We start from the raw sequence: 12,558 nt of genomic DNA on the forward strand, positions 1-12,558 counted from the left end.
AGCGCATGGCTCGTGTATCCCAGGAACACCTCGACGCCCGCCGCCGCCAGATCCTCGACGGCGCCGCGCGCTGCTTCGCGCGGGGCGGCTTCCACGCCACGTCGATGCAGGACGTCCTGCGCGAGGTGAACCTCTCGGCCGGCGCCGTCTACCGCTACTTCAGCGGCAAGGAGGCGTTGATCCGGGCCATCGTCGAGGAAGTGCTCGGCCTCATCGAAGGGGCCTTCGCGGCCGCCGCCGAGGAGAGCCCGCCTCCGCCGCCGGACGTCCTCCTGGGCCGGGTGATGAGCGAAGTCCTCGGCAAAGGCGGCGGCATGGAGTACGAGGGGGAGGCCGGATTCCCCCGGCTCATCATCCAGGTGTGGACCGAGACGCTGCGCAACGACGAGTTGTCCGCGGTGATTCGCGAGGGCTTCGACAAGGTGCGTGCGGCCTGGGTGCGCATCGTCCGGGCTTATCAGGCAGCGGGGTTGATGAGGGACGACGTCGACCCGGAGAGCGTGGCCCGCACGATGATCGCCGTGGCGCAGGGATTCGCCGCCCAGCAGGCGCTGTTCGGGGAGGCGCCGGTGGAGCTGTTGCAGGAGGGGCTGAGGGGCCTGATTTCTATGAAGGAGCCCAAGGCAAGTTAACGTGCCGGAAAAACTTCGGCACTAGCGTGCAATGTCTTCCGGTGGGACGGAAAAGGTCAGGTCAAAGGCGCCTTGATGCCGACTACTGTCCCGCTGCGTCCGATGAGTGACGCCGACAGTGAGGTGCACGCCGTGCAACTGACCCCGCATGAGCAGGAAAGACTGCTCATCCATGTGGCCGCAGATGTGGCCGAGAAGCGACGGGCGCGGGGGTTGCGGCTCAACCACCCCGAGACCGTCGCGCTCCTCACGTCGCACATTCTCGAAGGCGCCCGCGACGGCCGCACCGTGGCCGAACTCATGGCATCCGGACGCAAGGTGCTCACCCGTGACGAGGTCATGGAGGGCATACCCGAGATGCTGCACGACGTGCAGGTCGAGGCCACCTTCCCGGACGGCACCAAGCTCGTCACCGTCCACGAGCCGATCGCCTGACGGGGGAGTCCTGCCGATGATCCCCGGAGAGATCCTCTTCGCCGACGCGCCCGTCCTGATCAACGAGGGCCGCCCCGTCACCCGCCTCACCGTCCTCAACGCCGCCGACCGGCCCGTCCAGGTCGGCTCCCACTACCACTTCGCCGAGGCCAACCCCGGCCTGGACTTCGACCGCGGCGCCGCCCGCGGGCAGCGCCTGAACATCGCCGCGGGCACCGCCGTCCGCTTCGAGCCCGGCATCCCCGTCGACGTAGAACTCATACCCCTGGCCGGACTTCGCCTGGTCCCCGGCCTGCGCGGTGAGACCGGAGGTGCCCTCGATGGCTGAACTGACCCGTGCCGCGTACGCCGATCTGTTCGGCCCCACCACCGGCGACCGCATCCGCCTCGCCGACACCTCGCTCCTCATCGAGGTCGAGGAGGACCGCTGCGGCGGCCCCGGACGCTCCGGCGACGAGGCGGTGTTCGGCGGCGGCAAGGTGATCCGCGAGTCGATGGGCCAGTCCTGCGTCACCCGCGCCGAGGGCACCCCCGACACCGTCATCACCGGCGCCGTGATCCTCGACCACTGGGGCATCGTCAAGGCCGACATCGGCATCCGCGACGGCCGGATCACCGGCATCGGCAAGGCCGGCAACCCCGACACCATGGACGGCATCCACCCCGACCTGGTGATCGGCCCGGAGACCGAAGTCATCGCGGGCAACGGCAAGATACTCACCGCCGGCGCCGTCGACGCGCACGTCCACTTCATCTCGCCGACCATCGCCGACACCGCCCTCGCGGCCGGCATCACCACGCTCGTGGGCGGCGGCACCGGACCGGCCGAGGGCTCCAAGGCCACCACCGTCACGCCGGGCGCCTGGCACCTTGCCCGGATGTTCGAGGCCCTCGACTCCACGCCGCTCAACATCGGTCTGCTCGGCAAGGGCAACACCATGTCGCGCGCCTCGATGCGGGACCAACTGCGCGCCGGCATCCTCGGGTTCAAGATTCACGAGGACTGGGGGGCGACCCCCGCCGTCATCGACGCCTGTCTCGGCGTGTGCGAGGAGAGCGGGGCCCAACTCGCCATCCATACGGACACTCTCAACGAAGCGGGCTTCGTCGCCGACACCCTCGCGGCCATCGCCGGACGCTCGATCCACGCGTACCACACCGAGGGGGCGGGCGGCGGGCACGCGCCGGACATCATCACGGTCGTCTCCGAGCCCAACGTCCTGCCCAGCTCCACCAATCCGACCCGCCCGCACACCGTCAACACCGTCGAGGAACACCTCGACATGCTGATGGTCTGCCACCACCTCAACCCCGCCGTCCCCGAGGACCTGGCCTTCGCCGAGTCCCGGATCCGGCCCTCCACCATCGCGGCCGAGGACATCCTGCACGACCTCGGCGCCGTCTCGATCATCTCCTCGGACGCGCAGGCCATGGGGCGGGTCGGCGAGGTCATCCTGCGGACCTGGCAGACCGCGCACGTGATGAAGAAGCGGCGCGGCTTCCTGCCCGGCGACATCCACGCGGACAACCTGCGGGCCCGTCGCTATGTCGCCAAATACACGATCAACCCCGCACTCGCGCAGGGCATGGACCGGGAGATCGGCTCGGTCGAGACCGGCAAGCTCGCTGACCTGGTCCTGTGGGACCCGGCGTTCTTCGGCGTCAAGCCGCAGGTCGTCATCAAGGGCGGGCAGATCGCGTACGCGCAGATGGGCGACGCGAACGCCTCCATCCCCACCCCGCAACCCGTGCTGCCCCGCCCCATGTTCGGCGCGCACGGCCGGGCGCCCGCCGCGAACTCCCTCAACTTCGTGGCGCAGGCCGCCCTCGACGACGGCCTGCCCGAACGCCTCGGCCTCGGCAAGCAGTTCAGGGCGATCTCGTCCACGCGTGGGGTCACCAAGGCCGACATGCGCGAGAACGATGCGCTGCCGCGGGTCCTCGTCGACCCCGACAGCTTCGCCGTCACCATCGACGGCGAGCTCGTCGAACCGGCTCCGGCCGCCGAACTGCCCATGGCCCAGCGTTACTTCCTCTTCTGAGAGCGGCGGACCATGGCGATGAGTTCTGTGCACGAGTACCGCGAGCGAAGCGCGTACGCCGCCGGGTTTTACGTCGACTGTTGCGTCGACGAGTTTCGAGTACGCCGATGAGCAGAGCCGCACTGCTCGTCCTGGCCGACGGCCGCTTCCCCGCCGGTGGGCACGCCCACTCCGGTGGGGCCGAGGCCGCCGTGGCCGCGGGGCGGATCACGGACGCGGCGAGCCTGGAGGCGTTCAGCCGGGGGCGGCTGCACACGGCGGGGTTGGTCTCGGCCGCCCTGGCCGCGGCGGCCGCCGCAGGGGTCGACCCGCTGGAGGTGGACGCGGCCGCGGACGCACGCACCCCGTCGGCCGCGTTGCGCGTCGTGGGACGGAAGCTGGGGCGCCAGATGATGCGGGCCGCCCGGTCCGCCTGGCCCTCGGCGGAACTGGACGCGCTGGCCGCCGCCCGGCCCCGCGGGGCGCATCAGCCCGTGGTGCTCGGAACGGCCGCGCGGGCGGCGGGACTTGACGCCCTGGACGCCGCGTACGCCTCGGTCTACGAGGCGGTCAGCGGTCCGGCCACGGCGACCGTACGTCTCCTCGGCCTGGACCCCTTCGACGCGACGGCCGTCCTCGCCCGCCTCGCCCCCGAGCTCGACCTCGTCGCGGAGCGCGCGGCCGACGCCGCGCGGCGGGCCCTGTCCGAAGGCGTCGACGTCCTGCCCGCCGCCTCGGCACCCCTCCTCGAAGTGAGTGCGGAGGCTCACGCGGCCTGGGCCGTACGCCTCTTCGCCTCGTAGAACGCCTCGCAAGTCGCCTTGTAGGACCTGAACTTCACCGGCGTACACCCCGAGCACCACCGAACCACCCGGGAGTCGCACCATGCACCTCGACCACCCCACCACCTACCCCCAGCGCCACACCCACAGCGCCGACGCACTGCGCGCCGACGGCACCCGGCGCGCCCTGCGGATCGGGCTCGGCGGGCCCGTCGGATCCGGCAAGACCGCCACCGTGGCCGCGCTCTGCCGGGCCCTGCGGGCCGAGTTGTCGCTCGCCGTCGTGACCAACGACATCTACACCCGCGAGGACGCCGCGTTCCTGCTGCGCGAGGCCGTCCTTCCACCCGAGCGGATCACCGCCGTCGAGACGGGCGCCTGCCCGCACACCGCGATCCGCGACGACATCTCCGCCAACCTGGAGGCCGTGGAGGACCTGGAGGAGGAGGCCGGGCCGCTCGACCTCATCCTCGTGGAGTCCGGCGGGGACAACCTGACCGCGACCTTCTCCAAGGGGCTCGTGGACGCCCAGGTCTTCGTCATCGACGTCGCGGGCGGCGACGACATTCCGCGCAAGGGCGGGCCCGGCGTGACCACGGCCGATCTGCTGGTCGTCAACAAGACCGACCTCGCGCCGTACGTCGGCTCGGACCTGCAGCGGATGGCGCGCGACGCGAAGGAGCAGCGGGCCGAACTCCCGGTCGTCTTCCAGTCGTTGAGGTCCGAGGACGGCGTGGGTCAGGTCGCCGCCTGGGTGCGGGAGCGGCTCGCCGCCTGGACCGCCGCGTGAGTGCCGGCACGGTCCTGGCCGACAGCGAGGCTCTGGTGCCGGCCGCCTCGCCCGGGATCGCCGCCACCGCCCGCATCACCGCCCGCCCCGACGGCCGCGGCGGCACCGCCCTGCCCGTGCTCGAAAGCTCCGGTCCGCTCGCGGTGCGCCGCACCCGGGGGGAGGCGGGGCAGGCCCGCGTCATGCTGGTCGGCGCGATGAGCGCGCCGCTCGGCGGCGACCGCCTGCGCGTGGAGGTGCGGGTCGAGGCCGGGGCCCGGCTGCGGATCGGCTCGGCGGCCGCCACCATCGCCCTGCCCGGACAGCACGGCGCACCCGCCCACTACGACGTACGGCTGTACGTCGGTGCGGGAGCCGAACTGCACTGGATGCCGGAGCAGCTCATCTCGGCGGCCGGCAGCGAGTTGCAGGTGACGACACGGGTCGAGCTGGCCGAGGGTGCCCGGCTGGTCCTGCGCGAGGAGCAGGTGCTCGGCCGCACCGGCGAGGCCCCCGGCACCCTCACCAGCCGCCTCACCCTGTGCGGCGCCGGACGGGTGCTGCTCGACCAGGAGCTGGCCTGCGGGCCGGGCGCACCCGGCGGCTGGGACGGCTCGGCCGTCCTGGCCGGGCATCGAGCCGTGGGCCAACTCGTCGTCGTACAGCCGGAGTTCGAAGACGCGCCGCCGCAGGGCCGGCCGCTGGGCGACACCGCGTCCCTCACCCCGCTGGCCGGACCCGCCGCCCTGGTCACGGCCGTCGCCCCCGACGCGCTGCGCCTGCGCCGGGTCCTCGACGAGGCGGCCCGCACCCTGCACTGCTGAGAGCCGCTGAACGGGCTCCGAGCGGCGTGACGGCGGAATGGGCGGCGCCCGGCCGGGTACTGGGCAACGGTCCCGCCCGCCGAACAGGTGAAGGGACCCCGCCCCGCCGCGGGCCGCGCCGACGGGGGCGTGGCGGGCGGCGCCATGCTCGGACGCACCATGACCATGTTCCGCAAGATTCTCCGATATGGCCGCTTCGGCTTCCTCGCCGTCGTCGTCGTCATCGCCCTCGCCGTCGTCGGTCTCGCCGTGGCGCTGTCCCCCTGGTGGTGGCTGCTCGCCGCGCCCGCCCTGGTGCTGACCGCGCTCGGCGCCTGGGACCTCGCGCAGACCCGGCACTCGGTGCTGCGCAACTATCCCCTCGTCGGGCACGCCCGCTTCATCCTGGAGGACCTGCGACCGGAGCTCCAGCAGTACTTCATCGAGCGCAACCACGACGGGCGGCCCTTCGACCGCGACGTGCGCTCCACCGTCTACCAGCGGGCCAAGGGCATCGAGGCGGAGGAGCCGTTCGGCTCGGAGCGCAACCTCTACGAGGAGGGCTACGAGTTCCTCACGCACTCCATGGTCCCGAGGCCCCTGCCCGAGCGGCAGCCGACGGCGCGGGTCGGCGGGCCGGGCTGTACCAAGCCGTACGACATGGCCCTGCTCAATGTCTCCGCCATGAGCTTCGGGGCGCTGTCCTCGCATGCGATCCTCGCGCTCAACAAGGGCGCCGCGGCGGGCGGGTTCGCGCACGACACGGGCGAGGGCGGGATCTCCGAGTTCCATCTGCGGCACGGCGGCGACCTGATCTGGGAGATCGGCACCGGCTACTTCGGCTGCCGTACCGAGGACGGGAACTTCGACCCGGAAAAGTTCGCCGCGAAGGCCGCCCACCCGAACGTCAAGTGCGTCTCCCTCAAGCTCTCCCAGGGTGCCAAGCCCGGCATCGGCGGTGTGCTGCCGGCCGGCAAGGTGGACGCCACCATCGCCGAGATCCGCGACGTGCCCGAGGGCGAGACGGTGATCTCCCCGCCGTACCACCGGGTGTTCGCCACCCCGCGCGAACTCGTCCGGTTCATCGCCCGGATGCGGGAGCTCGCGGGCGGCAAGCCCACCGGGATCAAGCTGTGCGTCGGCACCCGGGTCCAGGTGCTGGCCCTGTGCAAGGCGATGCTCGCCGAGGACATCACCCCGGACTTCGTCGTCGTCGACGGCGCCGAGGGCGGCACCGGGGCCGCGCCCCTGGAGTTCGCCGACGTCCTGGGCACCCCGCTCACCGAGGGCCTGATGGCCGTGCACAACGCGCTCGTCGGCACCGGGCTGCGCGACCGCGTCAAGATCGGCGCCAGCGGCAAGGTCGCCACCGGCTCCGACATCGTCCGACGCCTCGCCCAGGGCGCCGACTTCACCAATGCCGCCCGCGCCATGATGTTCGCCGTCGGCTGCATCCAGGCCCAGTCCTGCCACACCAACACCTGCCCCGTCGGCGTCGCCACCCAGGACCCGCGCCGGGTCCGCGCCCTCGACGTGGGCGAGAAGTCGCTGCGCGTCGAGCGCTACCAGCACGCCACCGTACGCAGCGCGCAGCAGATCATGGCCGCGATGGGCGTGGACGACCCGGCCGGGCTCCGCCCCCACATGCTGCTGCGCCGCATCCAGGCCTCCGGCGAGGTGCGCTCCTACGAGGAGTTGTACGAGTGGCTGGAGGACGGCCAACTCCTGAAGCACGCCCCCGAGTCCTGGGCGCGGGACTGGGAACGGGCCGACGCGGACTCGTTCGCTCCCTGAACGCGGATTCGCTCCCTGAGCCCGGACTCCCGGCCCCGATCGCCGCACGGCCGGTGCACTGCCCGCTGAGCGCGACACCTGCCTCCGGTTATCGGATTGGCAAAGAACCCCAGCCCGCTCTGTTGTCAGGTACCCCGCAGACGAAAGGATCCCGTGAATCATCCGAAACGATCTGAGGGAGGTACCTCTTGAGACGCTCTGCAGTGCTCGGCTCGGCCGGCACTCTGCTCGCGGGGACCCTCATAGCGGGCGCGATGGCGATCCCGTCGGCGCAGGCCGACACCCGCCACCGCACGGACCCCGCAGCGCACGGCGCAGCCATCGCGGCTGCCCGCGCGGCCAAGACGGGTATCGACTGGAAGGACTGTCCCGCGGACTGGGGCTTCGAGAAGCCCATCCAGTGCGGCTGGGTCAGCGTTCCGGTCGACTACGCGAAGCCGTACGGCAAGCAGATCAAGATTGCCGTCGACCGTATCGGCAACACGGGCACGAAGGAAGAGCGCCAGGGCGCTCTCGTCTACAACCCGGGCGGCCCGGGTGCCTCGGGCATGCGCTTCCCGCGCCGGGTCACCACCAAGGCCCCGCTGTGGGAGAAGACGGCGAAGGCCTATGACTTCGTGGGCTTCGACCCGCGCGGTGTCGGCCACTCGGCGCCCATCTCCTGCATCGACCCGCAGGAGTTCGTCAAGGCGCCGAAGCAGGACCCGGTGCCGGACTCCGAGGCCGACAAGCGCGCCCAGCGCAAGCTCGCCGCCGAGTACGCGGACGGCTGCAAGGAGCGCACCGGCGCCGCCATGCTCCAGCAGATGACGACGCCGAACACCGCGCGCGACCTGGATGTCATCCGGGCCGCGCTCGGCGAGAAGAAGCTCAACTACCTCGGCGTCTCGTACGGCACGTACCTCGGGGCGGTCTACGCGACCCTCTTCCCGACGCACGTCCGCCGCATGATCGTCGACAGTGTGGTCAACCCGTCGCGGGAGAAGATCTGGTACGAGGCCAACCTCGACCAGGACGTCGCCTTCCAGATGCGCTGGGACGACTGGACGAAGTGGGTCGCCAAGAACGACGCGACCTTCCACATCGGCGACACCCCCGAGAAGGTCGAGGCGCAGTGGGTCAAGCTGCGCGCCGCGGCCAAGAAGAACCCCCTCGGTGGCGTCGTCGGTCCGGCGGAGCTCATCGCGTTCTTCCAGTCGGCGCCGTACTACGACTCGGCGTGGGTGCCGACCGCGGACGTATGGAGCAAGTACCTCGCGGGTGACACCCAGGCGCTCGTCGACGCGGCAGCGCCCGACATGTCCGACACCGCGGGCAACGCGGCGTCGGAGAACAGCAACGCCGTGTACACGGCGGTCGAGTGCACCGACGCCAAGTGGCCCACCAGCTGGAAGAAGTGGGACCGCGACAACACGGCGCTGCACAAGGACCACCCGTTCATGACGTGGGCCAACGCCTGGATGAACCTGCCGTGCGCCACCTGGGGCGTCAAGCAGCAGACCCCGGTTCAGGTGAAGTCCGGCAAGGGCCTGCCGCCGGTGCTCATCGTGCAGTCGACGCGTGACGCGGCGACCCCGTACGAGGGTGCCGTGGAGCTGCACAAGCGGCTCAAGGGCTCGCGCCTGATCACTGAGAAGAACGCGGGTTCGCACGGTGTGACCGGCCTGGTCAACCCGTGCGTCAACACCAAGGTCGACACTTACCTGCTCACGGGTAAGACGGACAGCCGCGACGTGACGTGCGAGCCGCACGCCACCCCGGCGCCGTAGCGATCGAGGCGTACGCATGACGAGGGGGCGGCCGGTTTCGCACCGGCCGCCCCCTTCGCGTATCTGCTCACGTTCGTCGCGTACCTGCTCACGATCCCGTACGCGGATGCCTCAGCCCGCGATCGACTCCGTGCGCGGCTCCGCGATCGCCGTGTAGTCCGAGGTCCGCAGGGCCATCGACCGGTCGAGGCGGGCCGCGTTGAAGAAGAGCTCCTCGTGCTCCAACAGTGCGGGATCCACGACGAGTTCGAGCTCCGGGTCGAAGGAGAACGGCAGGATCGTCCCGCTCACACTCCCCGCGAGCCGTTCTGCGATCTCCTGCGTGGCGAATCCCGCGTAGACGCCGTCGTACAGGCCCTTCAGCGCGCCCAGGTCGACCCGCCGGTCGCCGGGCACCACCGCGAGCACGTACTTCTTCTGCTTCTTGGTGACCTTCACCAGGACGACGATGCACTTCGCGGCCTGCGCGATCTCGTTGCCGCGCAGCGCGCTCACCGCCTCCGTGGCGCCCTGGGGCTCGTGGTCGATGAGGCGGTACTGCGCACCACGCTCGTCGAGCAGGCCGATCAGCTTCGCGTACTGCACATGTTCTTGTTCTTGTTCCTGCCTCTGTCCCGGCCCCTGCTCCTGCGCGCTCAACTCAGGCCTCCCGCCGCGCCAGCCAGGCGTCTTCCGCGGCATAGTCGAAGAGATCGTGGGTTCCGTCCGGATCGTAACTCTGCGCCATCTTCGGGAACGCCTCACGCCAGCCCCTGCCGCCCAGTTCGGCCGCCAGCCAGGCCACCGTCGCGGGCAGCGACTCCACGTACCCGGTCACCGGCCGGTAGCCCAACTCCCGCTCCGCGGCGCTCATGTCGAGCACGAGCGGATGGGCCGTGCTCCACGGCGTATCGCCGACCGTCGGCTCGGGGGCGGGGCCGTCGACGAGCACGAGCTCGCTCTCCACGCCGAGCACGGCGTCCACGGCGGCCGAGATCTCGGTGATCGTCGGCGCCTCGGGATCCCCGGCGTTGAGCACCCTCGACCCCGGCCTGCGGGCCGCGAGGCGCACCAGCTCGGCGATGTTCAGGACGCTGATCGGGTGGAACCGGCACTCCCCGCCGAAGGCGAGGATCCGTACCGGCCGACCGTCCAACGCCCGCTTGACGAAGTGCAGTTCACGCGGGGTTCGGCAGCCCGGACCGTGCACCGCCCCGGCCCGCAGGAGCGTCGTCGGCAGCCGGTCGCCGGCCGCGAGCAGCGCCTCCTCCAGGGCCACCTTCCTGGTGCCGTACGTCGCGTCGGACGCGGCCACGGTGCGCTGCGTCTCCGGGATCGGCACCGGGAACTCGGGGAATCCGTCGGGCTCGGCCTGGGTGTCGAAGCTGCGGCCCTTGGCGTCCTCGTACACCGCCGCACTGGAGATCACGACGGCCGACCCGATCCGGTCGGCGAGGGCGAGCAGCTGCCGGGCGTGGTCCGCGCCGAACGCGACCGTGTCGACGAGCAGGTCGCAGCCGGCGCCGATCACCTCGGCGAGCGCCGCGTCGTCCGCCCGGTCCAGGCGCACCGCCCGCACCTCGTCGGGCCACTCGGCGTTGCGGCCGCCCCCGCGGGAGGCGGCCGTCACCTCCCAGCCGTCCGCCGCCAGGGCCGCCACCACGGCCCGCCCGATCTGCCCCGTCGCTCCGATGACCACCGCATGACTCATGACCGGACCGTACGACGACGGGGCAGGCCCTCACCAGGCCGTTCCGTTTCGCTCTGCGCGGATCAACTCAGCGGGAGCTTGGGGAACTTCTTGGCCTGCGCGGCCTTCGCCTCCTGCTCCTCGGCCTTGACGACGGCCGCGTACCGGTCGACGTACTCCTGGCCGGACAGCTCGAGGATCGCGTACATGATCTCGTCGGTGACGGCCCGCAGCGCCGCCTTCTCGTTGTCCATGCCCGCATACCGGGAGAAGTCCAGCGCCTCGCCGAACCGGATCGTCACCCGCCGGAAGTTCGGGATCTTCTGCCCCGGCGGCTGCGCCTCGAACGTGCCGATCATCGCGCAGGGCACCACCGGCACGCCCGCCTTGATGGCCATCGCGGCGACGCCGACCTTGCCCTTGTACAGGCGCCCGTCGTGCGAGCGGGTGCCCTCCGGGTAGATGCCGAGCAACTCGCCCTTGCGCAGCACCCCGAGCCCCTCGCGGATCGCGTTCTGCCCGGCCTCCTTGCCCGAGCGGTCCACCGGGATCTGCCCCGCGCTGCGGAAGAACGCGGCGGTCAGCCGGCCCCTGATGCCGGGGCCGGTGAAGTACTCGGCCTTCGCCAGGAAGGTGATGCGGCGCTTGATGATGGCCGGCATCAGGAAGTGGTCGGAGAACGACAGATGATTGCCGGCGACGATGGCCGCACCCGTGGCCGGGATGTGCTCGAGCCCTTCGATCCTCGGCCGGAACATAAGCCGCAACAGCGGACCAAGGAGTACGTACTTGAGCACGTAATAGAACACGGGAGTCGCTCCTCACTCGGCCAACACTGTGCCGAAACTCTGTCGCACCGGCTCAACTGCGGTGTTCTCGCAGGTCAAGGGGGGATCTGAGGGCGCCAGTGTAGGCGCAGGTGCGGGTGCCTGTAACCGTGTCCTGCCGGACCAAGTCCCGTGATTCCCCAGCTGTTCTGCCAACGGCCCTGATCACCGGCCATTGCCCGGCGGCCCGGGCCTGCACATACTGATCCGCATCGATTTCCGCATGGGGGGCCGTTCATGAGCGAGAACACCAGCGCACAGACCGCAGCCGGAGCGACCGCCACGGCGGACAGGGCGGCCGAGCCCATGGTGCGGGTGACGGATCTGCACCGCACCTACGGTGCCGGAGCCGCCGCGGTCCATGCCCTGCGGGGTGTCTCCTTCGAGATCCCGCGCGGCGAACTGATCGCGCTCAAGGGCAGGTCGGGCTCCGGCAAGACGACGCTCCTCAATCTGGTCGGCGGGCTCGACACCCCGGACGGGGGCCGCATCACCGTCGACGGCACCGATCTGGCCGGGCTCGGTGAGGACGGTCTCCTGGAGCTGCGCCGCGACCGGATCGGCTTCATCTTCCAGTCCTTCGGCCTGATCCCGATCCTGTCGGCCGCCGAGAACGTCGGCGTACCCATGCGGCTGCGCAAGACCGATCCCAAGGAGCGCGAACAGCGCGTCGAACTGCTCCTCGCCCTGGTGGGCCTCGCCGATCAGGCGGCTCAGCGGCCCGGCGAGCTCTCCGGCGGCCAGCAGCAGCGCGTCGCCATCGCCCGGGCGCTCGCCAACCGGCCCGCCCTGCTGATCGCCGACGAACCGACGGGTCAGCTCGACGCGGAGACCGGCCTCGCCGTGATGGAGCTGCTGCGCGCCGTGGTGCGCAGCGAGGGCGTGACGGCGCTGGTGGCCACGCACGACACCCAGCTCCTGGGCCTCGCCGACCGGGTGCTCGAGCTCAACGACGGGGTCATCGTCGAGCACTCCTGACCAGCGGTCCGGGGCCTCCAACGCGCCGGAAGCGCGGCCGACACGGCAGCCGGATTCCGGAACGGCAGCACCGGAATCC

Annotated in this window: 13 protein-coding genes; 10 read left to right on the top strand and 3 right to left on the bottom strand. The window is 71.1% G+C overall.

Annotated features, from left to right (window positions below):
- Positions 1 to 5: 5 nt before the first annotated feature.
- The 9 genes from OG430_RS43490 (at position 6) to OG430_RS43530 (ending at position 9,005) form a co-directional block, all read left to right on the top strand.
- Positions 6 to 632: a TetR/AcrR family transcriptional regulator gene (locus OG430_RS43490; RefSeq protein WP_327358190.1), complete on the top strand. Its 627-nt coding sequence runs from the start codon at positions 6 to 8 to the stop codon at positions 630 to 632.
- A gap of 132 nt (positions 633 to 764) precedes the next feature.
- On the top strand, positions 765 to 1,067 hold the full coding sequence (locus tag OG430_RS43495; protein WP_327359461.1) for an urease subunit gamma: 303 nt from the start codon (positions 765 to 767) through the stop codon (positions 1,065 to 1,067).
- A 16-nt stretch (positions 1,068 to 1,083) separates the two neighbouring features.
- Positions 1,084 to 1,395, top strand: a complete 312-nt coding sequence (locus tag OG430_RS43500) for an urease subunit beta (RefSeq protein ID WP_327358191.1) — start codon at positions 1,084 to 1,086, stop codon at positions 1,393 to 1,395.
- Complete coding sequence (locus OG430_RS43505) at positions 1,388 to 3,109, top strand: urease subunit alpha (protein ID WP_327358192.1); 1,722 nt, start codon at positions 1,388 to 1,390, stop codon at positions 3,107 to 3,109. Before OG430_RS43500 ends, OG430_RS43505 begins: the two co-directional genes overlap by 8 nt.
- 107 nt (positions 3,110 to 3,216) lie before the next feature.
- A complete protein-coding gene (locus tag OG430_RS43510) occupies positions 3,217 to 3,891 on the top strand; it encodes an urease accessory protein UreF (protein WP_327358193.1) in 675 nt (224 codons plus the stop codon).
- A gap of 82 nt (positions 3,892 to 3,973) precedes the next feature.
- Positions 3,974 to 4,660 carry an urease accessory protein UreG gene (gene ureG / locus OG430_RS43515; protein ID WP_327358194.1) on the top strand — a complete coding sequence of 229 codons (687 nt, stop codon included), beginning with the start codon at positions 3,974 to 3,976 and terminating at the stop codon, positions 4,658 to 4,660.
- Positions 4,657 to 5,463 carry an urease accessory protein UreD gene (locus OG430_RS43520; RefSeq protein WP_327358195.1) on the top strand — a complete coding sequence of 269 codons (807 nt, stop codon included), beginning with the start codon at positions 4,657 to 4,659 and terminating at the stop codon, positions 5,461 to 5,463. The genes ureG and OG430_RS43520 overlap by 4 nt, the downstream gene beginning before the upstream one ends.
- Before the next feature lie 165 nt (positions 5,464 to 5,628).
- Positions 5,629 to 7,236 (top strand): FMN-binding glutamate synthase family protein, encoded by a 1,608-nt coding sequence (locus OG430_RS43525; RefSeq protein WP_327359462.1) that lies wholly within the window; start codon positions 5,629 to 5,631, stop codon positions 7,234 to 7,236.
- Positions 7,237 to 7,439: 203 nt separating this feature from the next.
- On the top strand, positions 7,440 to 9,005 hold the full coding sequence (locus tag OG430_RS43530) for an alpha/beta hydrolase (protein ID WP_327359463.1): 1,566 nt from the start codon (positions 7,440 to 7,442) through the stop codon (positions 9,003 to 9,005).
- Between the two features lie 111 nt (positions 9,006 to 9,116).
- On the opposite strand, the gene OG430_RS43535 is transcribed toward OG430_RS43530, so the two are convergent.
- The 3 genes from OG430_RS43535 to OG430_RS43545 all read right to left on the bottom strand — a co-directional run bounded on the left by OG430_RS43535 (position 9,117) and on the right by OG430_RS43545 (position 11,483).
- On the bottom strand, positions 9,117 to 9,590 hold the full coding sequence (locus tag OG430_RS43535; RefSeq protein ID WP_327358196.1) for a YbaK/EbsC family protein: 474 nt from the start codon (positions 9,588 to 9,590) through the stop codon (positions 9,117 to 9,119).
- Positions 9,591 to 9,645: 55 nt separating this feature from the next.
- Positions 9,646 to 10,695, bottom strand: coding sequence for an NAD-dependent epimerase/dehydratase family protein (locus tag OG430_RS43540; protein WP_327358197.1), 1,050 nt, complete (start codon positions 10,693 to 10,695; stop codon positions 9,646 to 9,648).
- A 62-nt stretch (positions 10,696 to 10,757) separates the two neighbouring features.
- Positions 10,758 to 11,483 (bottom strand): lysophospholipid acyltransferase family protein, encoded by a 726-nt coding sequence (locus OG430_RS43545; RefSeq protein ID WP_327358198.1) that lies wholly within the window; start codon positions 11,481 to 11,483, stop codon positions 10,758 to 10,760.
- Between the two features lie 255 nt (positions 11,484 to 11,738).
- Between OG430_RS43545 and OG430_RS43550 the strand changes: the two genes are divergently transcribed.
- Entirely contained in the window at positions 11,739 to 12,479 is a 741-nt protein-coding gene (locus tag OG430_RS43550) for an ABC transporter ATP-binding protein (RefSeq protein ID WP_327358199.1), read from the top strand.
- The last annotated feature ends 79 nt before the right edge of the window (positions 12,480 to 12,558 follow it).

This window comes from Streptomyces sp. NBC_01304 (assembly GCF_035975855.1).
Taxonomy (GTDB): Bacteria; Actinomycetota; Actinomycetes; order Streptomycetales; family Streptomycetaceae; genus Streptomyces.